This is a genomic window from Rhodoplanes tepidamans (assembly GCF_030813915.1).
GTDB classification, from domain to species: domain Bacteria; phylum Pseudomonadota; class Alphaproteobacteria; order Rhizobiales; family Xanthobacteraceae; genus Rhodoplanes; species Rhodoplanes tepidamans.
This window is the reverse complement of sequence record NZ_JAUSUJ010000026.1, coordinates 75,702-99,330: the sequence shown is the minus strand read 5'-3', so window position 1 is coordinate 99,330 and position 23,629 is coordinate 75,702. Positions and strand designations below refer to the sequence as shown.

The 23,629-nt window shown below is 71.3% G+C and carries 16 protein-coding genes, 1 tRNA gene and 1 pseudogene; 9 read left to right on the top strand and 9 right to left on the bottom strand.

Annotated elements, in window-relative coordinates; genetic code table 11:
* Positions 1 to 344 precede the first annotated feature (344 nt).
* Positions 345 to 421 (bottom strand) — tRNA-Arg (locus tag J2S22_RS25195).
* Positions 422 to 637: 216 nt separating this feature from the next.
* On the opposite strand from J2S22_RS25195, the gene mtnA reads away from it, so the two are divergent.
* Positions 638 to 1,741: an S-methyl-5-thioribose-1-phosphate isomerase gene (gene mtnA, locus J2S22_RS25190; RefSeq protein ID WP_272778229.1), complete on the top strand. Its 1,104-nt coding sequence runs from the start codon at positions 638 to 640 to the stop codon at positions 1,739 to 1,741.
* 63 nt (positions 1,742 to 1,804) lie between these two features.
* Here the strand turns inward: mtnA and ugpB are convergent, their stop codons facing one another.
* Positions 1,805 to 3,220 (bottom strand): sn-glycerol-3-phosphate ABC transporter substrate-binding protein UgpB, encoded by a 1,416-nt coding sequence (ugpB, locus tag J2S22_RS25185; protein WP_272778230.1) that lies wholly within the window; start codon positions 3,218 to 3,220, stop codon positions 1,805 to 1,807.
* Between the two features lie 225 nt (positions 3,221 to 3,445).
* Here ugpB and J2S22_RS25180 point away from each other — a divergent pair, with 225 nt between their 5' ends.
* The 4 genes and pseudogenes from J2S22_RS25180 (at position 3,446) to J2S22_RS25165 (ending at position 10,061) form a co-directional block, all read left to right on the top strand.
* The gene (locus tag J2S22_RS25180; protein WP_370878251.1) at positions 3,446 to 4,450 is read left to right on the top strand and encodes a TRAP transporter substrate-binding protein; all 1,005 of its coding nucleotides are present in this window, start codon (positions 3,446 to 3,448) and stop codon (positions 4,448 to 4,450) included.
* Positions 4,451 to 4,591: 141 nt separating this feature from the next.
* A pseudogene (locus J2S22_RS25175) lies at positions 4,592 to 6,582 on the top strand (sensor histidine kinase); the annotation flags it as partial.
* Entirely contained in the window at positions 6,555 to 8,324 is a 1,770-nt protein-coding gene (locus J2S22_RS25170) for an ATP-binding response regulator (RefSeq protein WP_272778231.1), read from the top strand. The pseudogene J2S22_RS25175 and the gene J2S22_RS25170, both read left to right, overlap by 28 nt.
* Positions 8,325 to 8,417: 93 nt before the next feature.
* Positions 8,418 to 10,061, top strand: a complete 1,644-nt coding sequence (locus J2S22_RS25165; protein ID WP_272778232.1) for a hypothetical protein — start codon at positions 8,418 to 8,420, stop codon at positions 10,059 to 10,061.
* A 134-nt stretch (positions 10,062 to 10,195) separates the two neighbouring features.
* Here the strand turns inward: J2S22_RS25165 and J2S22_RS25160 are convergent, their stop codons facing one another.
* Positions 10,196 to 12,331 carry a TonB-dependent siderophore receptor gene (locus J2S22_RS25160; RefSeq protein WP_272778233.1) on the bottom strand — a complete coding sequence of 712 codons (2,136 nt, stop codon included), beginning with the start codon at positions 12,329 to 12,331 and terminating at the stop codon, positions 10,196 to 10,198.
* 285 nt (positions 12,332 to 12,616) lie between these two features.
* Here J2S22_RS25160 and J2S22_RS25155 point away from each other — a divergent pair, with 285 nt between their 5' ends.
* Positions 12,617 to 13,501: a helix-turn-helix domain-containing protein gene (locus J2S22_RS25155; protein ID WP_272778234.1), complete on the top strand. Its 885-nt coding sequence runs from the start codon at positions 12,617 to 12,619 to the stop codon at positions 13,499 to 13,501.
* A 106-nt stretch (positions 13,502 to 13,607) separates the two neighbouring features.
* On the opposite strand, the gene J2S22_RS25150 is transcribed toward J2S22_RS25155, so the two are convergent.
* The 3 genes from J2S22_RS25150 to J2S22_RS25140 all read right to left on the bottom strand — a co-directional run bounded on the left by J2S22_RS25150 (position 13,608) and on the right by J2S22_RS25140 (position 16,726).
* On the bottom strand, positions 13,608 to 14,378 hold the full coding sequence (locus J2S22_RS25150; protein WP_272778235.1) for a glutathione S-transferase family protein: 771 nt from the start codon (positions 14,376 to 14,378) through the stop codon (positions 13,608 to 13,610).
* Positions 14,379 to 14,577: 199 nt separating this feature from the next.
* Entirely contained in the window at positions 14,578 to 15,318 is a 741-nt protein-coding gene (locus tag J2S22_RS25145) for a GntR family transcriptional regulator (RefSeq protein ID WP_272778236.1), read from the bottom strand.
* 199 nt (positions 15,319 to 15,517) lie between these two features.
* Positions 15,518 to 16,726, bottom strand: coding sequence for a CaiB/BaiF CoA transferase family protein (locus tag J2S22_RS25140; protein ID WP_272778237.1), 1,209 nt, complete (start codon positions 16,724 to 16,726; stop codon positions 15,518 to 15,520).
* Between the two features lie 156 nt (positions 16,727 to 16,882).
* Here J2S22_RS25140 and J2S22_RS25135 point away from each other — a divergent pair, with 156 nt between their 5' ends.
* Positions 16,883 to 17,659, top strand: a complete 777-nt coding sequence (locus J2S22_RS25135; RefSeq protein ID WP_272778238.1) for an alpha/beta fold hydrolase — start codon at positions 16,883 to 16,885, stop codon at positions 17,657 to 17,659.
* A gap of 123 nt (positions 17,660 to 17,782) precedes the next feature.
* Here the strand turns inward: J2S22_RS25135 and J2S22_RS25130 are convergent, their stop codons facing one another.
* Positions 17,783 to 18,571 carry an IclR family transcriptional regulator gene (locus tag J2S22_RS25130; RefSeq protein WP_272778239.1) on the bottom strand — a complete coding sequence of 263 codons (789 nt, stop codon included), beginning with the start codon at positions 18,569 to 18,571 and terminating at the stop codon, positions 17,783 to 17,785.
* Between the two features lie 612 nt (positions 18,572 to 19,183).
* On the opposite strand from J2S22_RS25130, the gene J2S22_RS25125 reads away from it, so the two are divergent.
* A complete protein-coding gene (locus J2S22_RS25125) occupies positions 19,184 to 20,164 on the top strand; it encodes a Bug family tripartite tricarboxylate transporter substrate binding protein (RefSeq protein WP_272778240.1) in 981 nt (326 codons plus the stop codon).
* Between the two features lie 106 nt (positions 20,165 to 20,270).
* On the opposite strand, the gene J2S22_RS25120 is transcribed toward J2S22_RS25125, so the two are convergent.
* Positions 20,271 to 20,450, bottom strand: coding sequence for a hypothetical protein (locus J2S22_RS25120; RefSeq protein WP_272778241.1), 180 nt, complete (start codon positions 20,448 to 20,450; stop codon positions 20,271 to 20,273).
* Positions 20,451 to 20,635: 185 nt separating this feature from the next.
* On the opposite strand from J2S22_RS25120, the gene J2S22_RS25115 reads away from it, so the two are divergent.
* Positions 20,636 to 21,031: a RidA family protein gene (locus J2S22_RS25115; protein WP_272778242.1), complete on the top strand. Its 396-nt coding sequence runs from the start codon at positions 20,636 to 20,638 to the stop codon at positions 21,029 to 21,031.
* A gap of 200 nt (positions 21,032 to 21,231) precedes the next feature.
* On the opposite strand, the gene J2S22_RS25110 is transcribed toward J2S22_RS25115, so the two are convergent.
* Complete coding sequence (locus J2S22_RS25110; RefSeq protein WP_272778243.1) at positions 21,232 to 23,370, bottom strand: TonB-dependent siderophore receptor; 2,139 nt, start codon at positions 23,368 to 23,370, stop codon at positions 21,232 to 21,234.
* Positions 23,371 to 23,629: the final 259 nt, after the last annotated feature.

Here is a 23,629-nt window from a genome sequence, read left to right as displayed (position 1 = left end):
GCTCGGCTGCGCCCGGCTGACGCCGGTCTTGAACGGGCGATTCGTCATAAGACGAATCTTACATCAGCTCGACCCGCCGATTCTTGCCCAGTCTCCATGCAATTCTCGTCATCGCTGCCCCGGATGCTGGCGGCGGACGAATCAGCGCGCCGCTCTCCGAGCAAGTCTCGGGTCAGGGCAGCAAACGCACCAGTACGCAAGATCACCTGTGCGCGGGCACTGCTGTGTCGTCGACCCAGCCGCGCTGCAAGGCGAGCACGCGAGGTCCAGCGGCGATGGAGCGCTCACCTGCTCCATGCCCGAAGCGGGTGAGAAATTCAGGACTTTCGGTGAGAAATGGAAAATGGCGCGCCCGACACGATTCGAACGTGTGACCTTTGCCTTCGGAGGGCAACGCTCTATCCAGCTGAGCTACGGGCGCCTGCGGGCCTGGATAGCCGATCGGGGCGGGCCGGGCAAGCGGGGCTGCCGCGCGAACGGCGGGAGACCGGACCGGGCGTGCAGGCGGGCCGGCGCTCGCGGAAGTGGTCGCAGCTGGCCGTCCGGCCGCCCGCCGCCCCTTCCCAAGCCGGCGCCGGGGCCCTATGACGGCGGCCGCCCCCTCGCCCGACCCCGAAAAATCCCGCGGAGCCGACCCATGAAAGTCGACGGCAGGCACACCCGCACGATCTGGCTGGAGCCGGACGGCGTCACGGTCGGCACCATCGACCAGCGGCTCTTGCCGCACCGCTACGTCACGGTGCGGCTCGCGACGCTCGCCGACGCCGCCGAGGCGATCCGCTCGATGCTGGTGCGCGGCGCCCCGCTGATCGGCGCCACGGCGGCCTACGGGGTGTGCCTGGCGCTGCGCGAGGACGCCTCCGACGCCGGCCTGGAGGCCGCCTGCGAGACCTTGGCCAAGACCCGGCCGACCGCCATCAACCTGCGCTGGGCGCTCGGCGAGATGCTGGCGGCGGTGCGCAATCTGCCGCGCGAGGCTCGGGTGGACGCCGCTTACCGGCGGGCGGCCGAGATCGCCGACGAGGACGTCGCCATCAACGCCGCGATCGGCCGCCACGGCCTCGCCCTCATCGAGGCGATCGCGGCCCGCAAGGGCGGCGCCCCGGTCGAGATCCTCACCCACTGCAACGCCGGCTGGCTCGCCACCGTCGACTGGGGCACCGCCACGGCGCCGATCTACATGGCGCACGACAAGGGCGTGAAGCTCCACGTCTGGGTGGACGAGACGCGGCCGCGCAACCAGGGCGCCTCGCTCACCGCCTGGGAGCTCAGTCACCACGGGGTGCCCTGCACGCTGATCGCCGACAATGCCGGCGGCCACCTGATGCAGCACGGGCAGGTCGACATGGTGATCGTCGGCACCGACCGGGTGACGGCGCAGGGCGACGTCTGCAACAAGATCGGCACCTATCTGAAGGCGCTGGCGGCACACGACAACGGCGTGCCGTTCTACGTCGCCCTCCCCTCCCCCACCATCGACTTCGCGGTGTCGGACGGCGTCGCCGAGATCCCGATCGAGGAGCGCGGCGCGGAGGAGGTGACGCTGATGGCCGGCAAGACCGCCGACGGCCGCTTCGAGACGGTGCGCATCGCGCCGGACGGGGTGTCGGCCGCCAATTACGGCTTCGACGTCACCCCGGCCCGCCTGGTCACCGGCCTGATCACCGAGCGCGGCGTGCTGGCGCCCGACCGCGCCGCCCTCGCCGCGGCGTTCCCGGAGCGGAGCGGCGGGCCCGGCTAGACTCGGCTGTCGTTCCGGGGCGCGGACCGTAAGGTGCGCGAGCCCGGAACGACGGTGGCGGTCTCACCGGCTCGCCCGGTCGAACTGGCGCAGCAGATCGTTGCCGCGGCGGACCGCCGAGGCGAGCGCGTCCCTGGCGGTCTTCCTGCCGGCGAAGGCGAGCTCCAGCTCCTCCTCGATGACGTCGCGCACCAGGATGAAGGAGCCGAGCCGCAGGCCGCGCGAGTTGTCGGTCGGCGGCTTGAGCGTCACCTCCTCGATGGCGATGGCGGCGCCCGGGTTGCGGTCGTAGAAGCCCGCCGCGCGGGCGTGCTCGTAAGCCGCGCGGCTGACCGGCAGGTAGCCGGTCGCCTGATGCCAGCGCGACTGCACCTCGGGCCGCGCCAGATAGGCGAAGAAGCGCGCCGCGCCGCGATACTCGGCCATCGGCCGGCCGCGCAGCACCCACAGGCTGGCCCCGCCGATGGTGGAGTTGCGCGGCGCCCCCGGCACGTCCGGCCAGTAGGGCAGCATGCCGTAGCCGACGTCGAACTTCGCCTTGGCGCGGATGTCGGCGGCGAGCGCCGAGGAGCCGATGAAGATGCCGCAGGTGCCGGAATGCAGCATCGGCTCGGCCGCGGTGCCGCGCCCGCCATAGGCGTAGATGCCGCTCTTCTGCCAGGCGGCGAGCGCCGCGACGTGGCGCTCCAGCACCGGATTGTCGAGGGTGAGCTCGGCCCCCGGCCCGGCGAGCCCGTTCGCCCGCGTCGCCAGCGGCACGTCGTGGAAGGCGGAGAAGTTCTCGACGTTCACCCAGGACGGCCAGTGGGTCGAGAACCCGCACGTCACCCCGGCGAGGCGCAGCCGCCGCGCCGCCTCCTCCACCTCCGGCCAGGTGCGCGGCGGCCGGCGGTCGTCGAGCCCGGCGGCCCGGAACAGGTCGCGGTTGAAGTAGAGGATCGGGGTCGAGGCGTTGAACGGATAGGACAGCAGGTTGCCGGCCGGATCGGAGTAGAAGCCGGCGATCGGCGGCAGCACCGCCGCGGCGTCGAACGGCTCGCCCATGTCGCGCATCAGCTCGTAGAGCGGATACACGGCGCCGCGCGCCGCCATCATGGTGGCGGTGCCGATCTCGTTGACCTGGACGATCGCCGGATGGCTCTGGGTGCGGGCCGCGAAGATCGCCGCCGTCACGGTCTCGGTGTAGCTGCCCTTGAACACCGGGACGACCCGGACGGCGTCCTGCTCGGAATTGAACCCCGCGACGACGCGGTCGATCTGGCGGCCGAGCTCGCCGGCCATGGCGTGCCAGAACTGGACCTCGATCGCGGCCCGGGCCGGGCCGGCCCCGAGCGTCGCGCCCGCCCCGGCGCCGATCGCGGCGCCGATTCCGGCGAGGACGCGCCGCCGGTCGGGCGCCGGGCCGGCGGCCCGGCCCGAATCACGCGGCGCGGCCGGCTCGCCGGGTGGACTCGCGCCGCTCGGCATCGGCATGGACATCGTAACGCCACCGCGGTTCGGGATCGTCGGGCCGGGCGCCGGCGGGCGCCGGGCCGTCAGGATGGCCATCCGATCATGGTTTCGCTAAAATTTCGAGGTTCACGACGACGAGCCCCGATGGTCCGACGACAAGGCGGTGCGAATTTGTCGCCAGCAAGGAGCCTCCGTGTCCCCACCCCGGGCGCTGCCCCCGGGGTGCCCGCCGTCCGGTTCCGGGCGGTCCGGATCCCCGTGCGGCCCCTGACCGCCCTCGCCCGCGCCCTCGTGGCCGCGGCGGCGCTCGCCGCCGGTCTCGCGGCCGGTTTCGGTGCCGCGCCGGCCGCGGCGCGCGAGTTCCGGGTCGCCGACACCCAGGTCGAGGACTATCCGACCGTCCAGGCCGTGCTCCACATGAGCCGGCTGATCGAGGAGCAGACCGGCGGCCGCCATCGCCTGCGGGTGTTCCATTCGCGCCAGCTCGGCGAGGAGCGGGACACGATCGAGCAGACCCGGGTCGGCGCCATCGACCTCAACCGCACCAACGTGGCGCCGATCGGCGCCATCGTGCCGACCGCCGACGTGCTGTCGCTGCCCTTCCTGTTCCGCTCGACCGCGCATCTGCACAGCGTGCTCGACGGCCCGATCGGCGACGAGATCCTGCGGAGCTTCGAGGCCTACGGCTTCGTCGGCCTGACCTTCTACGACTCCGGCGCCCGCTCGCTCTACACCCGCGACCGGCCGGTCCGCGGCATCGCCGACATGAAGGGCCTGCGCATCCGGGTGCAGCAGTCCGACCTGATGGTCGCGATGGTCGAGGCGCTCGGCGCCATCGCCGTGCAGCTGCCCTACGGGCAGGTCGAGACCGGCCTCGCCACCGGCCTGATCGACGGCGCCGAGAACAACTGGCCGTCCTACGTGACCACCGGCCACTACCGGCTCGCCCGCAACTACACGCTCACCGAGCACACCATGAGCCCGGAGGTGCTGGTGATGTCGCTGCGCGCCTGGCGGAGCCTGTCGGCCGAGGACCAGGCGATCTTCCGTAGCGCCGCCCGCGCCTCCAACCGGGTGATGCGCGAGCAGTGGAACACGCTCGAGGAGCATTCGCGCGCCCAGGCGCGCGCCGCCGGCACCACCATCGTCGCCGACTTCGACCGCGCCCCCTTCGTGGCGGCGATGGCCGCCGTCAACGCCCGCGTCACCGACCCGCAGCTCCGGCGGCTGATCGACCGCATCCGCGAAAGCGAGTGACCTTTGAGTGCGTCTCCGACGGTGCAGAGCGGACCGGCCGACCTGACGCCCGGGCAGGCGTCGATCGTGCCGCAGCCGGTCGCCTCGCCCGCCGCGGCGGCCGACCGGCGCTGGTTCGATCTGGAGCGGCTCGTCCGGGCGGTGCCGATCCGCTGGCGCATCCTGTCGATCGCGGTGCTCAACACCGGCGTCGTGATCGTGCTCGCCGGGCTGATCTGGAACGGCGCCGTGGCGCTCGGCCGCGCCTGGGACGAGGTCCGCGAGGTGCGCGAGTCCGACGCCGTCCTGGTGCTGCTGGAAGGCGAGGCCGGCCGGCTGCAGAACCTGATCCACCGCTACATCAACGAGCCCGGCCCCGAGATCCTCGCCGAGATCCTGCTGGTGCGCGAGGCCGTGCTCGGCACGCTGCGCACCCGCCGGCCGGCCGACCCGATGCTGGCGAACGGCATGGAGCGGCTCGCCGGCGTCACCGAGAAGTTCCTCGACGGCTTCGGCGAGCTGCGCGCCGTACAGAGCGCCATCACCCGCGTCTACGAGGACGAGGTGCTGCGCCCGGCCCGCGAGATGGCCGGCCTCTACTCGATCGTCGAAGGCGCCGCCGGCCGCCGCGAGGCGCTGATCTGGCCGGCGCTCGGCAAGTCGCGCGACGCCTTCACGGCCAGCCTGGTGGCCGCCAACGCCTACTATCTGTCGCTCGATTCGAGCGCGGCCGCCGAGGCGCGGCGCAACCTGGAGACCATCGAGCGGACCATCCCGGTGATGTCCGACCTCGCCTCCGAGGACATGCAGCGCGCCGCCCTGGAGGCGCTCGGGCAGCGCGCCGCCGCGTTCCGCCGGGGCCTGTCGGCGCTCGCCGAGCGCTTCGCCACCCGCACCCATCTGCTGCGCACCGGCATCGACGGCAACCAGGCCTCGATGATCTCGACCATCGACACGCTGCAGAAGGAGATGCGCGGCCGCGAGGCGCGCGCCCAGGCGATGCTCGAGCGGACGCTCGATGCGATCTACCGCCAGGTCGTGCTGGTGGCGACCGGGTTCCTGATCGCCATCCTGGTCGGCGCCGCGGTGGTCACCCGCTCGATCCGCAATCCGCTGCGCGAGCTGATGGCGGCCATGCACGCCATCGTGGCCGGCCATTACGGGCAGGTGGTCCGCTCCACCCGCGAGACCGACGAGATCGGCGCCATGGCGCGCGCCGTCGAGGTGTTCCGCGAGAACGCCATCGCCAAGCGCCAGGCCGAGAACGATCTGCGCGCCGCGAAGGAGAACGCCGAGAAGGCGCTGGCCGAGCTGCGCACCGCCCAGAAGAGCCTGATCGACGCCGAGAAGCTCGCGGCGCTCGGCGGCCTCGTCGCCGGCGTCGCCCACGAGGTCAACAACCCGGTCGGCATCAGCCTGACGGTCGCCTCCAGCCTGGTGCGGCGCTCCGAGGTGTTCGCCGACGAGATCGCCAAGGGGCCGCTGCGCCGCTCCAAGCTCGACGACTTCGTCGCCGGCACCCGCGACGCCGCCCAGCAGCTGGTCGCCAACCTGCACCGCGCCGGCGAGCTGATCCAGTCGTTCAAGCAGGTGGCGGTCGACCGCAGCCACGCCGAGCTGCGCGACTTCGACCTGCGCGAGGCGACCGAGCAGATCGCCGCGAGCGTCCGCCCGGTGCTGCGCAAGGCGCAGCTCGCGCTCACCATCGAGGTGCCGGCCGGCATCGTGATGGACAGCTATCCGGGCTCCTACGGGCAGGTGCTGACCAACCTGTTCCTCAACTCGGTCGCCCACGGCTTCCCGGACGGCCGCACCGGCACCATCGAGGTGCGGGCCCGCCCGCTCGGCCCCAACCATGTCGAGATCATCGTGGCGGACGACGGCGCCGGCATGAGCGACGACGTGCGCCGCCGCGCCTTCGACCCGTTCTTCACGACGCGACGCGGCCGGGGCGGCACCGGCCTCGGCCTGCACATCATCCACAGCCTGGTGACCCAGAGCCTCGGCGGCCGGCTGACGCTCGACACCGCGCTCGGCCACGGCACGACCTTCCGCATGGTGCTGCCCCGCCGGGTGGCACGCATCGACGGCGCCGCGGCCGCCCTCCAGACGACGGACCAAGCCCATGGCTGACCACGACGACATCGTCGACATCGTCGAAGACGGCGACGACCGGCCGCTCGACAGCGGACCGCGCTGGAAGATCATGGTGATCGACGACGAGCCGGCCGTGCACGACGGCACCCGCTTCGCGCTCGCCGACTACACGCTCAACGGCCAGGGGCTGGAGATCCTCTCGGCCTACTCGGCCGAGGAGGGACGCGCGCTGCTGCCCCGCCACCCCGACACGGCCGTGGTGCTTCTCGACGTGATCATGGAGAGCGAGACGGCCGGGCTCGATCTCGTCGACTTCATCCGCAACGAGCTGAAGAACGAGACCATCCGCATCATCCTGCGCACCGGCCAGCCCGGCCAGGCGCCGGAACGGCGCGTCATCGTCGACTACGACATCAACGACTACAAGGCCAAGACCGAGCTCACCGCCGACAAGCTGTTCACCTCGCTCACCGCGGCGCTGCGCAGCTGGCAGCAGCTGCAGCGCATGGTGGAGACGCGGCGCGGCCTGGAGATCATCGTCGACGCCGCCTCCACGCTCTACGACTTCAAGTCGATCCAGCGGCTCGCCGAGGGCGTGCTGGTGCAGCTCGCCTCGCTGCTCAACGTCGACTGCGACGGCATCCTGGTGGTGCACGAGAACGGCCGCGAGAACCCGGTCTCGGTGCTCGCGGCGGCCGGCTGCTACGCCCGCCACGTCGGGCAGAACGGCGTCTCGGCGCTCGACGCCGACCTGCGGCAGGTGGTCGAGGAGGCGTTCCGGCGCCGCACCCACCAGTTCACCCCCGCCTGGTCGGTGCTGTTCATCCGCACGTCGAGCGAGCGCGAGGTGGTCGTCGTCCTGCACGTCACCCGCCCGCTCTCCGACACCGACCGCACCCTGGTCGAAATCTTCACCAGCAAGCTGTCGATCGCGTTCGACAACGTGATCCTCTACGAGCAGCTGCAGGAGGCCAACACGCGGCTCGAGGACCGCGTCAACCAGCGCACCCGCGAGCTCACCTCGGCGAACCGCCGCCTCTCCGCCCAATGGGCCCGGCTGCAGCGCGCCAACGCCTTCAAGACCGAGATCCTGGGCACGGTGGCGCACGACCTGCGCAACCCGCTGTCGGTGATCATCGGCCGCGCCGAGATTCTGGAGCGCATGGTCACCAGCCCGGCGCTGACCCCGGACGCCGCCAGGGCGCAGATCAAGCACATCCACAACGCCGCCGACCGGGTGGCCGACATGGTCGAGAGCCTTATCGCCGACGCCATGACGGACGCGCTCGACATCACCATCCGGCGCGACCCCGCCGACCTCGCCACCGTGGTGCGCGACGTCGCCGAGGCGAACCAGCCGCTCGCCGCCAAGAAGAGCCAGGTGATCGACGTCTCGATCGAGGCCGGCCCGCCGGTGCTGTGCGACGTCGACCGCATCCGCGAGGCGATCGACAACCTGGTCAGCAACGCGATCAAGTACAGCGTCATCGGCGGCCACATCGAGGTCGGCCTCGCCCACGGGCCGGCGGGCGCCCGCATCCGGGTGAAGGACTCCGGGCCCGGCATGACGCCCGAGGACCTCAAGCGCCTCTACGGCCGCTTCCAGCGCCTCTCCGCCAAGCCGACCGGCGGCGAGACCTCGATCGGGCTCGGCCTGTCGATCGTCAAGCGCATCGTCGACCTGCACGGCGGCACCATCACGGCCGAGAGCGCCGGCGAGGACCAGGGCACGACCTTCACGATCGCCCTGCCGGCGAAGCCGCCCGAGGCGGAAAGCGAGGTGGCGGCGGCGGGGTGAGGGGCACGGCCGGCGCGCACCGAGGCCGGCCCCCTCTCAATTCCTTAAATCCCCCCGTGTAGGCTCGCCGCACCCCGTCGGTCCGGAGCCGCCATGCTCGCGCGCGAACTGCTCGCCGTCCTGTCGCTGCTCGTCGCCAGCGTCTGCAGCGCCGCGCTGCTGACCGCGCTGCGGCTGCCGAGCGACATGGCGCCGCTCGTCTTCGCGGCCCTCTTCGCCGCCGCCGCGGTGGCATTCCGCCGGCTGCCGCTCGCCGCCGCCCCGGCGCCGCTGCGCTGGTTCGAGGCGGCGCTGATCGGCTGGGCGGCGCTGACCGGGCTCCTGCGGCTGGTGCCCTATGCGGCGCAGTCGCTCACCGGCCGGCTCGCCGCCGCCGTCCACTGGGACGACAACTGGCACGTCCAGGAGCTGGCGAGCCTGGTGAACAGCGAGCGGTTCCCGCCGCTGCTCAACTATCAGCCCGACACCCATCTGCATTTCTATTACGTCGCCTGGATGCCGGCGGCGGCACTGGCCGAGATGCTCCAGCGCTTCGGCCTCCCGGCGATCAAGCTGGCCTACGGGATCGGGGCGCTGCTGCTCGCCCTCTCGGCCGCCACGATCCTGGTCGCCTTCCTGCGCCACGTGCTGCCGGCGGAAAGGCGCGGCGCGGCGCTCGCCGCGCTCGTGGTCGCCGCCGCCGTGCCGGACGGCGTCGCGCTGCTGATCCGCTGGACCGGCGGACTCGCCGGCACGCCGCCGGCCGACTGGCTCGCCCATGCCGAATGGTGGCAGCGCGATCTCGGCGTCCCCAACCAGCTCTCCAGCCTCACGACGCTGCTGGTCTGGGTGCCGCATCACCTGATCGCCGGCGCGGCGCTGCTGCTCGCCGGCGTCATCGCGACCGAGCCGCTGAGCCTGAAGCCGCGCCCCTCGATCGCCGCCATGGTGGCGGCCGGGCTGCTGGTGGCGTTCGCGGCCTTCGCCTCGGTGTTCGCGCTGATCGGCGGGCTCGTCGCGCTGTCGCCGCTGCTGGTCCGCTTCGCGGCGCGGCCGCAGACCCTGGTGGCGCTCGCCGCCGCCGCGCTGGTGTCGGCGCCGCTCGCCTATCTGTATCTCAACGCCGACTCGGCCGGCGGCTTCCGGGTCCTGCTGATCTACACGCGCTGGGCGGAGACGTTCGGCGGCGCTGCGGCCGGCCTGACCGGCCTCGCCTTCGCGGCCCTGTTCCTCACGGCGGAGATCGGCTGGCTCGCCTGGCTGGCGCTGCGGCCGCCACCCTCGCCGCTGAAGAGCCCGCTCGGCCGGTGCGCGATCGCCGCCACCCTGTTCGTCGCCTCGACCGTGGTGATCGGCTTCTCGGGCGCCAACAACTGGGCGATGCGCGGCGCCATCGTGCCGGTCGTCGTGATCGCGACCTGCTGGGCCGCCGTGCGGGCCGACGCCGCCGAGGGCGCGTTGCGGCACGGGTCACGCCCCGCGCTCGCCGCCGTGCCGATCCTCGTCTCGCTCGCCGCCGTCACGCACGTCGCCGAGATGGCGCGGCACGGCCGCGACAGCGTCGCGGCGATCGACTTCGCGGGCGAGACCGAGGCCTGCAAGGCGCGCATCATGGCGGCCAATGCCGGCCCGCCCGGCCCGGTCGATCCCACCGGCTGGGACTGCCGCGCCATCTACAGCCTCTACGGCCTCGAGCGCCCGTTCACCAAGCGCGACCTCAGCCAGCCCGATCGCGAGCTGATGGGCCGGGGGCCGTGACGATGATCGGTTCGTCGTCATTCCGGGGCGCGAGCGGCAGGTTTGCGAACCCGGACTCCAGCGGCAGGTTCGGCGCGCCCGGCTGGAGTCCGGGTTCGCACTTGCGGTGCGCCCCGGAATGACCAGCAGCGGCCTCACCAAGTGTACGCCACCCGGCCCGTGATGGTGCGGCCGTTGCCCCAGTAGCAGCCGAAATAGCCGCAGCCGGAGACGTACGCCTCGTCGGCGATGTTGGCGATGTTGAGCGAGAGCTTGTACGGGCCGGTCGTGTAGGACGCGGCGGCGTCGAACAGGATGTTGGACGGCAGGTAGTTGGCGTTGGAGTCGAGGTCCCAGCGGGCGCCGACGTAGCGGATGCCGCCGCCGAAGCCGAAGCCGGCCAGCGGCCCGGTCCTGATGGTCTGGAACAGCCAGAGATTGGCGGCGTTCTTCGGCACGTTGGCGGGCCGGTTGCCGGCGTATTCGCCGACCTCGATCTCCGCCTCCGTGTAGGTGTAGTTAGCGATCAGGTCGAGCCCTTCGGTCAGGTTGGCGAGCGCCGAGAGCTCGACGCCCTTCGAGTGCACCACGCCGGTCTGAACGGTCTGGCTGACGCCGCCGACGAGCTGGGTGGTCAGCACGTTGGTCTGCTCGAGGTCGTAGACGGCCGCGGTGAAGAAGCCCTTGAACCAGGTCGGCTGGTACTTCACGCCGGCCTCGTATTGCTCGCCCTCGGACGGCTTGTAGGTGTCGCCGAGATAGTCGCTGCCGATCACCGGCTGGAACGAGGTCGCCCAGCTCACATAGGGGGCGAGGCCGTTGTCGAACAGATAGGAGAGGCCGACCCGGCCCGTGAAGGCGCGGTCGCTCTGGTCCTGGACCGCGCTGGTGCCGGCGAGCGGGTAGTTGGTCGTCGACTCGGCAGACGCCCAGTCGTGACGGACGCCGAGGGTGAGCAGCCACCTGTCGAGCTTCACCTGGTCCTGGGCGTAGAGCCCGGTCTGCATCAGCGTGCCGTCGACCTTGGAGGCGTACCAGACGTTCTTCGGGATGGCGACGCCGTAGGCGGGCGCGAACACGTTGGTGGACGGCGCGGTCCCGAACTCCGACAGGGTGTCGAGCGTGTGATGGCGCACGTCGAGGCCGAGCAGGACCGTGTGCGACAGCGGGCCGGTGTCGAACTTCGCCTGCAGGTGGTTGTCGATCGTGAAGGTGCCGTAGGTCTCGTCGTTGTAGGAGGCGCCGCGATTGGCCGTGTCACCGCTCAGGCTGGCGAAGTACAGGTTCTGATAGTCCCAGGTCTGGTACAGGTAGCGGGCGTTCTGGCGGAAGATCAGATTGTCGACGAAGCGGTGCTCGAACTCGTAGCCGATGCTGGCGATGGTGTTGCGCGAGTGGTCGAAGTTAGGGTCGCCGAGATTGGTGCTGCGGGGCAGCCGCACGCCGGAGAGGTTGGAGTAGAGGGTGTATTGGGCGGGCAGGCCGACCGGCGAGCTCCCGTCGTCGTGCTGCACGTTGGCCAGCACCGTGAGCGTGGTGTCGGCGTTCGGCTTCCAGGTGACGGCCGGCGCGATGAAGTAGCGGTTGTCCTTGGCGTCGGTCGCCTGGGTGTTGCCGTCGCGGGCGAGGCCGGTGAGCCGGTAGGCGAACTCCGAGGTCCCGGGCACCGGGCCGCCGAAGTCGAAGGCGCCGGTGTAGCGGTCGAAGGTGGCGCCCTCGACCATCGCGGTGCCGAAGCTGGTCCAGGTCGGCCGCTTGCTGACCAGGTTGATCATGCCGCCCGGATTGCCCTGCCCGTACAGCACCGAGGAGGGGCCGCGCAGCACCTCGATGCGCTCGAGCCCCCACGGGTCGATCGAGGTGGTGTCGTTGGTGCCGCGCATCAGCTTCAGGCCGTTCAGGTACTGGCTCTGCGCCGCCGAGAAGCCGCGGATGATCGGAGCGTCGAAGCGCGGGTCGAAGCCGAACGGCTCGGCGACCACGCCGGCCGAGTAGGTCAGCGCCTCGCCGACATTGGTGACGGCGCGCTGGTCGAGCTGATCGCGGGTGACCACCGAGATCGACTGCGGGATCTCGCGGATCGGCGTGTCGGTCTTGGAGCCGGTGAGAGTACGCTCGGCCACGAAGCCCTTGTCCGGGCCGGTCGGCGACTGGCCGGGACGCTCCGCCTCGACCGAGATCGGCGCCAGCTCGCTCGCCGTCTGGGCGGCGAGCGCCACCGGCAGCAGGCAGGCCAGCGCGACGCCGCCGGCGAGACGCGTGAGGACAGTCTTGGTTACGCTCGTGGACATGGCACCCCGCCGATTCGTCGTCCCGGGGCCGGCGGACTTGTGAATTGTTCTAATTCAATTCCAGCGGCCCCACCCCTCGTCGAGGCTTGTCATACCAACAGCAATACCGGACGGATTGTCTATCCCTGTTCCTCGTTGAACGGTCCTGGCTCCTCCGGTAAACTTCAAACGACGTGTGTTCCGCACGAAACAAAGCAGAACTCTTCCAAAAAACACACCCTGGACACCTGTCCCTGGACACCTAACCCTGGATCATCGTTCGACGCGAGACTCGAGACACCCCCGATGAGCTTCCGCCCCAACATGACCAGCCGCATCGAGGGCATCTCGGTCCTCGACGCCCTGCGCTGGCGCCGCTGGTCCGGCGCCGTGGCCGATGTCTGGCACGCCGCCTGCGCGGCCGGGGCGCGCGGCGAGTACGTGTCGCAGCATCCGCGGCTGTTCGTGGTGCTCGATCGCGAGGGCGGCGACTCGGCGCTGCGGCTCTCCGCCCGCGGCACCGACCTGCCGGCGCCCCTGACGGCGCATGCGATGAGCTACATCCCGGCCGGGGTGCCGATCTGGTCGCGGGTCGACGCCTCGATGCGCATCCGCCACCTCGACATCCATTTCGACGTGGCGACGCTCGCCGAGCGGATCGGCGAGGCGCCCGACCGCACCGCGCTGGCCACGCCGCGGCTGCAGTTCACCGACGAGCGCCTGTTCGCGCTGGCCCGGCTGATCGCCGAGGACTGCTGCGGGCCGGACGCCCGCCACGACGTCTACGGCGACAGCCTGGTCACGGCGCTGTTCGTCGACCTGATGCGGCTCGGCCCGTCGCCGGCGCTGCGCCGCCGCTCGGCGCTGTCGCCGCGCCAGCTCGGCCGCGCCACTGCCTACATCGAGGAGAACTGCCTGCGCGCGCTGCGGCTGCAGGAGCTGGCCGATCTGATCGGCCTGTCGCAGTCCTATTTCAGCCACGCCTTCAAGGCGGCGACCGGCGTGCCGCCCTACCAGTGGCACATGCAGGCGCGCATCCGGAAGGTGCAGGAGATGCTGGCCGGCTCCGCCCTGCCGCTGACCGAGATCGCCGTGTCGGCGGGCTTCGCCGACCAGGCCCACCTCACCCGCGTGTTCCGCCGCCACGTCGGCACCACGCCGGCCGCCTGGCGGCGCGACGTGCGGACGTGAGGGACAGCTCCTGCGCGCGAGAGTCGGGTCGCGGCGCCGGCGTCACTCGTCCTTCCCTCTCCCCTCGCGGGAGAGGGTTCAAAACGACGCGAGACAGGGCCGCCTCTCAGCACGCCGCGGCGAGCTGCTCGCGCAGGTGGGGATACTTCTCGGTGAGCAGCGAGCCCGGATAATAGGTGGGGCGGAAGGCCGGCTGCGCCCGGATCGCGGCGAGCCAGGCGCCGACCGCCGGGCGGTCCGCCCACAGATGCGCGAGCCGGATGTCGTCCATGCGGACGATCACCGGCATCACCGAAATGTCCGCGAGCGTCGGCGCCGGGCCCTGCAGGAACGGCCCGCCGCTCCTTTCGATGGCGTCGGCCATCCGCACCACCGTCTGCCCGAGCTTCTTCAGCGCGAGCGTCATCTCGGCCTCGGGGAAGCCGGTGCGGCCCATCGACAGCAGGAACTCGCGGCGCAGCGGCTTCGACTCCGCCATCGCCCGGAACGCCTCCTCGCTCATCGCCTGGAAGTGCGGCAGGAAGGCGAGGTTGTAGCTCGGCACCCGGATGGCCGGCGCCGGCACCTCGTCGGCGAAGCGCATCAGCGACCGCATCGTCGCGCGCGCCACCGGGTCCTCCGGCACGAGGCGCGGCGCCTGCGGGAAGACCTCCTCCAGGTATTCCATGATCACCGAGGAATCGATCACCACGGCGCCGTCGTGCACCAGGGTCGGCACCACGCCGTTCGGGTTGAGCGCCAGATACTCCGGCTTCAGCTGGTCGCCGGCGAACAGGTCGAGCCGCCGTTCCTCGAAGGCGAGCCCCTTGGCGTTCAGCACGAACCGCACCCGCTGGCTGCAGGTCGATTGCGGCGCGTCGTGGAGGATGAGGGCCATCGGCGTTCGCTCCCGTCTGTTCTGGTTGGCCGGGAGGCTCGCAGGCGGACGGGGCGGACGTCAAGGCCGGGACGCGCGTCATTCCGGGGCGCGCCGACGGCGCGAACCCGGAATCCAGCTTCGAGCCCGGGTGGTCGCGGCTGGAGTCCGGGTCCGGCGCTGCGCGCCGTCCCGGAATGACCGGAGCAAGCCGCCGGCGCTACCGCCGCCCGCGGCGCTGAGGCAGGCTCACCTCGAAGGTGAAGCGGTCGGCGCGGGCGAGGGTCTGGCCGATGATGGTGGGGGCGCCGCCCTTGGTGGTCATCGTGTAGTCGACCTTCATCATCGGCGAGCCGGCCGGCAGGCCGAAGCGCGAGGCGTGCTCCTCGGGCAGCGCCGTCGAGGAGAACTCGCAGCGCAGGTTCTCGACGTCGATCTTGCGCTGCTTGAGCAGCGGGAAGATGAAGGTCTCGGACAGCGCGCTGCGCAGCTGCTTGGCGAGCCGCGGCCGGAACCACCACGAATGCAGGGCCACCGGCTCGTCGTTGGCGAAGGTGAGCTTCTGGTGCAGGAACACGCGCGAGCCGCGCGGCACCCGCAGGCGCGCCGCGATCTCGTCGTCGGCGTCCACCTCGGTGAAGCCGATCTCCTCCAGCCGCGGCGCGAAGCCGGCGCGGGCGATCTCGTCGCCGATCGAGCGGTCGGGGTCGCCGGCGAGCACGCGATGGATGCGCGGCTTCTCCTTGACGAAGACGCCGAGGCCCTGGTGGCCGCGGATCAGCCCCTCGTAGGTGAGCTCGGTGAGGGCGCGCCGCACCGTGATGGCGCTGACCTCGAACTCCTCCATCAGCTCGCTGAGGCTGGGGAGCCGCTCGCCGGGCGGATAGGTGCCGCGGGCGATCCGGGTCCGCAGCGCCGTGGCGACGTCGTGATACAGGAAGGAGCGGCGAGTATTACGCATTTTGATAAAACTTGTCAGGTCGTCGGGGACCAGCGACCGAAAGTGCTCGGAGTCGGACGGCGGCCGGCGAATCGCCGCACCACTGGCGCACGACTGCCGGTTCTTGCCACGATCGGGGCGAGCCTGTCGATTGCACTTTCGCGCTTTTCCCGGATTCTGTGCGCGCGGCCGCCATGCGGACCCACGCACTGTCGACAGGTCAGGGCGTTTCCGGCGTGCTGCGGAACAGCGGGCGGCCGGCGGTGCGCCGCGCCGCGATCTCGTCGGTGTCGGCGCCGAGCGCCGGCGACGCCGCCGCATAGGCGAGCGGCGTGCGCGACATGAGGATCGGCGTGCGAACGCCGGGCACGCGGCCGGCGGCCGTGTCGGGCGCCGGCAGGTCGAGCCGCAGGCCGCGCGCCACCACCTGGGGATCCGAAAACACCTCGGCGACGTCGTGGATCGGCCCGGCCGGCACGCCCACCGCCTCCAGGGCGGCGAGGAGGTCGTCGCGCCGGCGCGTCGCCGTGATCGCGGCGATGGCGGCGGACAGCTCGGCCCGCCCGGCGACCCGGCCGGCATTGGAGGCCCAGCGCGGATCGGCGGCGAGCCCGGGCGCCTGCAGCACCTCGCACAGCCGCCGGTACTGCCCGTCATTGCCGACCGCGATGACGAGATGCCCGTCCGCCGCCGGGAACACCTGGTAGGGGACGATGTTCGGGTGGGCATTGCCCATCCGGTTCGGCGAGCGGCCCGAGACCAGGAAGTTGAGCGCCTGGTTGGCGAGCACGCCGACCATCGAATCGAGCAGCGCCATGTCGACGTGCTGGCCGAGGCCGGAGCGCTCGCGCTCGATCAGCGCCGCCTGGATGGCGACCGTCGCGTAGAGGCCGGTGAAGATGTCGGCGAAGGCGACGCCGATCTTCATCGGCTCGCCGTCGGGCGCGCCGGTGAGATGCATGATGCCGCCCATCGCCTGGATCAGATAGTCGTAGCCGGCCCGCGACGCGTACGGCCCGGTCTGCCCGAAGCCGGTGATCGAGCAGTAGATCAGCCGCGGATTGACGGCCTTCAGGCTGTCCCAGTCGAGCCCGTGGCGCTTCAGCCCGCCGACCTTGAAGTTCTCGATCAGCACGTCGGCCTCGCGCACCAGGTCGAGCACCAGCGCGCGTCCCTCCGGCGTCTCGAAGTCAGCGGCGACCGAGCGCTTGCCGCGGTTGGTCGAATGATAGTAGGCGGCGGCGCCTTCGCGGCCGTCGCGCTCCGGCACGAAGGGCGGCCCCCAGGTGCGGGTGTCGTCGCCGCCCTCGGGCCGCTCGACCTTGATCACCTCGGCGCCGAGATCGGCGAGCAATTGGCCGGCCCACGGGCCGGCGAGAATCCGGGCGAGCTCGAGGACACGGACGCCGGCGAGGGGAGACTGCGACATGGCGGGCACGCGGTGACGGACGTCGGAGGACTGTGGTAGCAAGGAAGCAGATTTCTCGCGTGGAGGCGAGCCCGATCCGGTTCGCCGCCGCGCCGGAGAGGTTGCGCCGCCCCGCCGTGTCGTTCCACCCGACGATTTCGCCGACGGATTTTTTTGATGACGGACCTGCCGACCGGCCCGATCGCCCTCCACGTCTCCGGATACGGCCCGCCGCTCGTGCTGCTGCACGGGCTCGGCGGCGACCACGGCTTCTGGGACTTCGCCGCACCGCTCGGCGACCGGTTCCGCCTGGTCGCCTACGACCTGCCGGGGCACGGCGACACCGCGGTGCCGGACGGCCCCTACACGATCGAGGACCTGTCGCAGCAGCTCGCCGACCTGTTCCGGGCCCAGCACATCGGCCGCGCCCATGTCGCCGGCATCTCGCTCGGCGGCCTGATCGCCCAGCATTTCGCCGCGCATTTCCCGACCCTGGTCGACCGGCTGGTGCTGATCGACACCATCCCGCGCTACACGGTCGAGATGCGGGCCGGCTGGACCGAGCGGGCCGCCGCGGCCCGCGCCCACGGCGTCGCCGCGCTCACCGAGACCCTGCTGCCGATCTGGTTCTCCGACGCGGCGATCGCGGCCGGCATCGCCGGCGTCGGCTATCTCCGCGACACCCTCGCCCGCTGCCCGGCCGAGGGCTACGCGCTCGCCTGCGAGGCGCTGGCGAACGCCGACCTGCTCGCCGAGGCCGGCCGCATCGCGGCGCCGACCCTGGTGGTCTGCGGCAGCGACGACCGGGCGGCCTTCGTCGAGGCCGCCCACTGGCTCGCCGCCACCATCCCGCACGCCCGCTCCGCCGTCATCCCCGGCACCCGCCACGCCTCGGTGCTGGAACGCCCCGACCTCGCCCTGCCGCTGCTGCGGGAGTTCTTGGGCGGGGAGTGATTTGCGGCGGCTTCCGGCTGCTGGTCGGGCACGGCCGTTTCTTCCCTCTCCCCTCGCGGGAGATGGGAAGAGAGCGGCGCAGTCGGGAACGCCTGCGTCGATCGGCCCGGAGCCGGAGCGCGCTCAGCTGGCGCCGCGCCAGCCGATATTGGCGGAGATGCGCTTGCCGGCCTCGAGGATGCGGCGGATCTGCTCCGGCGTCGGGCGGGCCGGGACGAACTGGATCAGGTCGATGATCGCCACGGTGCCGACGAGTGCGCCGGTAGCGTCGAAGATCGGCGCGGCGATCGCGTTCAGCCCGACCACTGCCTGGCTCGGCGCCGTCGCCCAGCCCTGCTTCCTGATCTGCTTGAGCTCCTCGCGCAGCACGTTCGGATTGGTGACGGTCTGCGGCGTGTTGGCCGGCAGCGTCTTGCGCAGCAGCTTCTCACGCGGCGCATCGGGGCCGAAGGCCAGCAGCAGCTTGCCCTGCGCGGTGGCGTGCGCCGGCAGCAGCGAGCCCGGCTTGACGCCGATCTCGAACGGCTGCGTACCGGCCACCGTGGACAGCACCCGCAGCCCGGCGAGCTCGACCTCGGAGAGCGTGACGGCGTGACCGAGCCGGTCGCGCAGCTCCTCCATCACGGTGCGGGCGGCGCTCATCAGCTCGAAGTTCTCGCTGACCACCCGGCCGAGCGCGATCAGCCGGCCGCCGGTGCGGTAGCGCTCGGTCTCGGTCTCCTGGATCACGTAGCCGGCCGCCATCAGGGTCTGCAGATGGCGGTAGATCCGGCTCTTGGTGGTGCCGAACACGCGCGCCAGATCCGTCACTCCGACGGTCGAGCGGCGCTGCGCCAGGTATTCCAGAATCTGCAGTGCGAACACCACGGCCTGAACGCCGTCACCCGGTTGCGACCCAGAAATCCGCGGCATCGGACTGCGCTCTCCTGCAACGACGGCCCCGGGCCGGCGGGCGCGGGCCTGCTTCGAGGAATGCCCGGCGGCACCGGCCGGGCGGCACGGAAGTCGTCGAACGTCCGAAGCGGAGCCGGTCGGGGGGAGAACGGACCCGGCCGCAGCGGTGGGATGCCGGCGGTGCGGCCACGCGCCCTTCGGCACCTGTTTGTCCTATGGATCAGGTCGACGCGAAGCACAAGCACCGGTCGCGGCGATGGCGGCCCGCCGCCGGCGTCGCGGGGTCGCAGGCCGGCGCGCGACGCCGGCGGCACGGGACCCGCGCGGAGCCCGCCGCCCGTTCCGTAATGCAAAACGCAGTTCTGAGTTCGAGAACGCCAGGAGTGACCGCCCCGGCCGGCCGCGAAGCCCTGCCGCACGGGCGTTTGGCGCGCCGGCCCGGCGGGCCGGAGCGGCCGGGCCGCATCCCGGCTCGACAGCGGCGGGCGCTTCGGCTCCAATCCCCGCGCCGGCCCCGGCTCCAGTCCCGGGCCGGCGCCGGCTCCGTCCGGGCCGGCCCCGAAGGGCCCCGCAGAAGGGCCCGCTCCCCGAAACGCGCGGCGGCCGCAGCGGCCGCCGGAAGGAGGACTCATGCGCTTTCGTCCGCTCGCCGCCGTCGCGGCCCTCGCCCTCGGCGCCGCCCTGGCCGCCGGTCCCGCGCCGGCATCGGCCCAGGACTGGCCGTCGCGCCCCATCACCATGGTGGTGCCCTTCGCGGCCGGCACCACCTCGGACGTGATCGGCCGGGCGCTGGTCGAGCATCTCGGCCGCAGCCTCGGGCAGACCGTGGTGATCGACAACCGCAGCGGCGCCGGCGGCAATATCGGGGCCGCGAGCGTCGCCAAGGCGCCGGCCGACGGCTACACGATCCTGCTCGCCACCACCGGGCAGGCCGCGACCAACAAGCTCATGTACAAGGACATCACCTACGACCCGCAGAAGGACTTCGCGCCGGTCGTGCTGATCGGCCGGGTGCCCGTGGTGGTGACGGCCCGGCCGGACCTGAAGGCGGGCACGCTCGCCGAGCTGATCGCGCTCGCCAAGGCGGAGCCCGGCAAGCTGACCGCCGGCTTCCCCGGCAACGGCACGCTCGGCCACATCACCGGGCTGCTGCTGATGGCGAAGGGCGACATCAAGCTCGGCCAGGCGCAGTACCGCGGCAGCGTGCCGATCATGACCGACCTGCTCGGCGGCCATATCGACGTCGGCATGGACTCGATGGCGGCCTATGTGCCGAACATCCGGGAGGGCAAGCTCAAGGCGCTGGCGATCGCCAGCCCGCAGCGCTGGAGCGGCCTGCCGAACGTGCCGACCGCCGCCGAGTCGGGCCTCCCCGGCTTCGAGGCCGCGGTGTGGTACGCCCTGCTGGCGCCGGCCGGCACGCCGCCGGCCGTCATCGCCAAGCTCAACGCCGCCACCAACAGCTTCCTGCAGACCGACCAGGCCAGGCAGATGTTCGACCGCCTCGGCGTCATCGCCGCCGGCGGCACCCCCCAGGACCTCGCCGCCTACCAGCAGGCCGAGATCGCCAAGTGGGGCCCGATCATCAAGGCAGCCAACATCTCGTTCTGAGGCGAGGGACCCGGGCCACACGGCCCGGGCCCCGTCAATTCGGGGACGCGGACCGCAGGTCCGCGCTCCGGGCCACCCGTCAGGGTGGGCGGTCGCCGATGGCGGCTCACTCGCGCTGCTGCGGCTCGTCCTCGGAACGGGTGATCACATGGCCGCAGCGCTTGCATTCGTAGGAGACGAGCGCCGGATTCGCCCCCAGGCGCGGCAGGCTGCGGGCGTAATGCATCCTGGCGCCGCAGACGACGCAATGCGGCCGGCGCGCTGGACTGTCGTCGGACGGAGTCATGGCCCCACACTCGGTTGCGGGGCGTATTCGAAATCCGTTTTCAGCCGTGGCACAATTCAGGGCAGTTACCTAGTCCGAAAGCCCCCTTGCCCACCGGAGCGGCACCGCCGCAGCCGGACCGGGTCCCGAATCACCCCCGCGCCCGGCCCGGCCCCCACGGCTCCCTTCACCCCCAGGAGGCCCCGATGACCCGGATCACCCGCACCTGCCCGCCCGACATCCACGCGCCGTTCTCGAACTACTCGCACAGCGTGAGCGTCGAGGGCGCGACCCGGCTGGTCTTCTGCGCCGGCCAGGTGGCGGCCGACCCGTCCGGCACGGTGCTGCCGCCGGACGACTTCGCCGCCCAGACCGAGATGGTGATGACGAACCTCGGGAAGGCGCTCGCGGCCGGCGGCGCGACCTTCGCGGACGTCACCAAGGTGACGATCTACGTCTGCAATCCGCACGACGTGCCGAAGGCCCGCGCCATCCTGCGCGACTGGTTCGGCGACAGCCCGCCGGCCTCCACCCTGTGCGTGCTCCGCGGCCTCGCCAACCCGAACTTCCTGCTGGAGGTCGAGGCGATCGCGGCGGTGTGATCTGTTTCCGGGTGCCCAGCTCCCCCGTCATTCCGGGGCGCACCGCAGGTGCGAACCCGGAATCCAGCGACAGTCTCCGAATCCTCGGCTGGATTCCGGGTTCGCCGCGGAGCCTGTGCTCGGGCGGCGCGAAGCGCCGATCCGAGTGCGGCGCCCCGGAATGACCGCCACCTGATCAGAGCCCTGTCCGAGGCGCCCCCTCACCACCGGTACTTCACGCTGCCGATCACCCGGCGGTCCTCCGAGAGGTAGCAGTAGCCGCCCTTGCAGGTGGTGTACTGCTCGCCGAGCAGATTCGTCGCGTTGACCTTCAGCTCGACGCCCTTCATCGACGCGACGACGCCGCCGACGTCGTAGCCGAGCATGCCGTCGATCACATAGGCCGAGTCGTTCCTGAAGGTGTTGGAGTCGTCGCCCCAGCTCGGCCCGATCCAGCGCACCCCCATGCCCATGCCGAGGCCGCGCAGGGCGTGCTCCTCCGGAACCTTGTAGTTCGCCCACACGGCGACCTGATGGTTGGGCACGCCGGACGGCATGCGGCCGACCTCGGTGGCCAGGCCCTCGGTGACCTCGAGATCCAGATACGTATAGGCGAGGCTGCCGCTGAAGCCGTTCTTCAGCGAGGTCGTCGCCTCGACCTCCAGGCCGCGCGAATGCACGGCGCCGAACTGGCGGGAGTCGAGGGTCGCCGGGTCGTAGACGACGACGTTCTGCTGGTCGATGTCGAACAGCGCCACCGTGAACAGGGCGTTGATGCCCTCCGGCTTGTACTTGACGCCGACCTCGCCGCCCTGCGCCGTTGTCGGCGCGAACAGATCGCCACCGTTGTTCGCCACCGTCAGCATCGGCGAGAACGAGGTGGAGTAGCTGACATAGGGCGCGATGCCGAGCGACGTGAGCCAGGTGAGGCCGACACGACCCGACCAGGCCGAATCCTCGCGCTCTCCGCCGACGCCGAGATTGTAGTAGTCGCGGGTCAGCCAGTCGTGGCGGCCGCCGAGCGTCAGCAGGAGCTCGCCGAGACGCGCCTGGTCCTGCAGATAGACACCGGTCTGGTGCTGCTTCAGCCCGGCCGCCGACGTGATGGCCGGATCGGCGAAGTATTGCGAGCCGTAGTCGAGCGTGTCGAGGTTCAGCGGCGGCGACGACGTGAAGTTGGAGCCCCACTTCTGCCGGTAGTCGCCATAGGCGTAGTCGACGCCGGCCAGGATGGTGTGGCTGATCGCCCCGGTCGCCACCTTCACCTGGGCCTGGTTGTCCACCACGACCGTGTCGAGATGGGCCAGGTAGTGCTCGTGGAACCGGCTCGCGCTGCCGGCCGTCCAGTCGACGACCCCGAGACCGGCGTAGCGGTAGTCGACGGCGATGCGCGCATAACGAAAATTCTGGCGCACCGTCAGGATGTCGTCGACGCGGTGCTCGAACGCCCAGCCGATGCGGCTCTGCTCCTGCACCGAGTCGTTGTAGTTCGGATCGCCGAGCGGCAGCCGGGTGTCGACCTGGCCGTTCTGGTTCCAGTAGGCCGAGGTGCCGCCGTAGACGCTGCGCGAGATCTCGGAGAGCACCGTGAGGCTGGTGTCGGCGTTCGGGGCCCAGGTGACGGCCGGCGCCAGATAGAGGATGTCGTCGGGCACGAACGACATCGGCGTCTTGCTGTCGCGGGCGACGCCGGTGAGGCGGTACAGCAGCGTCTTGTCGTCGTTGGCCGGCCCGGTGATGTCGAAGGCGCCCTGATAGCGCTCCTGGGTGCCGAGCTGCACCTCGATCTCGCGCCTGGCCGTCGCCTGCGGCCGCCTGCTGATCAGCTCGACCATGCCGCCCGGCGCGCTCTGGCTGTACAGCGCCGACGACGGCCCGCGCAGGATGGCGATGCTGTCGAGCCCGTAGGGCTCGACCCGGAAGATCGCCAGATTGCCGTTCAGCTCGCGCAGCCCGTCGCGGAACACGCCCGTGTAGGTCGCGTCGAAGCCGCGAATCATGAAGGCGTTGTAGCGCGGGTCGTAGCCCCACATGGTATTGGTGACGCCGGGCGTGTAGGCGATCGCCTCGTTGAGCGATTTCACGCCGCGGTCGTCCATCTGCTCCCGCGTGACGACCGAAATCGACTGCGGCGTCTCCAGCACCGGGGTCTGCGTCTTGGTGCCGACCGTGGTCGCGACCGGCACGTAGCCGTCGGTCACCACCGGTGCCGCGGCGCGCTCGCCGGCGGTGCGGCCGAGGGTGCGGTCGCCGGTCGTGGGAGCGGCCGTGCTGCGATTGCCCGTCACCTCGATGGTATCCAGCGACACCGCGCCGCTCGACTGCGCCTGCGCGGCGCCGGCCCACGTCAGGGCCAGCATCGAGCTCGTCGCCAGCAGGCGAACGAGACCGGACCGATCGTCTCCCACAACCATGACGCCCCCACTGTCTTCACGAGATCGGATGGCGAGCGTTAGTTCGGTTCGTTATGAGCGACAACGGAAACCGTGCTCAGTGACGGTCTCGCAAAGGAACCGATGCACCAGAACCACAAGCCCGAACTGTAACAAGTCCAGCCTTGGAATCGTTTTGAACTGGGGTGCGTGCGGGCCGGCGCGATTGTTCTGCGCCGTGCGCGTG

Bases quoted from the DNA above. Each gene is read 5' to 3' on its own strand.
- J2S22_RS25135 (WP_272778238.1), top strand. From the start codon at position 16,883: ATGACGGACCTGCCGACCGGCCCGATCGCCCTCCACGTCTCCGGATAC.
- J2S22_RS25140 (WP_272778237.1), bottom strand. From the start codon at position 16,726: ATGTCGCAGTCTCCCCTCGCCGGCGTCCGTGTCCTCGAGCTCGCCCGG.
- J2S22_RS25160 (WP_272778233.1), bottom strand. From the start codon at position 12,331: ATGTCCACGAGCGTAACCAAGACTGTCCTCACGCGTCTCGCCGGCGGC.
- J2S22_RS25170 (WP_272778231.1), top strand. From the start codon at position 6,555: ATGGCTGACCACGACGACATCGTCGACATCGTCGAAGACGGCGACGAC.
- J2S22_RS25155 (WP_272778234.1), top strand. From the start codon at position 12,617: ATGAGCTTCCGCCCCAACATGACCAGCCGCATCGAGGGCATCTCGGTC.
- J2S22_RS25115 (WP_272778242.1), top strand. From the start codon at position 20,636: ATGACCCGGATCACCCGCACCTGCCCGCCCGACATCCACGCGCCGTTC.
- J2S22_RS25165 (WP_272778232.1), top strand. From the start codon at position 8,418: ATGCTCGCGCGCGAACTGCTCGCCGTCCTGTCGCTGCTCGTCGCCAGC.
- mtnA (WP_272778229.1), top strand. From the start codon at position 638: ATGAAAGTCGACGGCAGGCACACCCGCACGATCTGGCTGGAGCCGGAC.
- ugpB (WP_272778230.1), bottom strand. From the start codon at position 3,220: ATGTCCATGCCGATGCCGAGCGGCGCGAGTCCACCCGGCGAGCCGGCC.
- J2S22_RS25130 (WP_272778239.1), bottom strand. From the start codon at position 18,571: ATGCCGCGGATTTCTGGGTCGCAACCGGGTGACGGCGTTCAGGCCGTG.
- J2S22_RS25125 (WP_272778240.1), top strand. From the start codon at position 19,184: ATGCGCTTTCGTCCGCTCGCCGCCGTCGCGGCCCTCGCCCTCGGCGCC.
- J2S22_RS25150 (WP_272778235.1), bottom strand. From the start codon at position 14,378: ATGGCCCTCATCCTCCACGACGCGCCGCAATCGACCTGCAGCCAGCGG.
- J2S22_RS25110 (WP_272778243.1), bottom strand. From the start codon at position 23,370: ATGCTGGCCCTGACGTGGGCCGGCGCCGCGCAGGCGCAGTCGAGCGGC.
- J2S22_RS25120 (WP_272778241.1), bottom strand. From the start codon at position 20,450: ATGACTCCGTCCGACGACAGTCCAGCGCGCCGGCCGCATTGCGTCGTC.
- J2S22_RS25145 (WP_272778236.1), bottom strand. From the start codon at position 15,318: ATGCGTAATACTCGCCGCTCCTTCCTGTATCACGACGTCGCCACGGCG.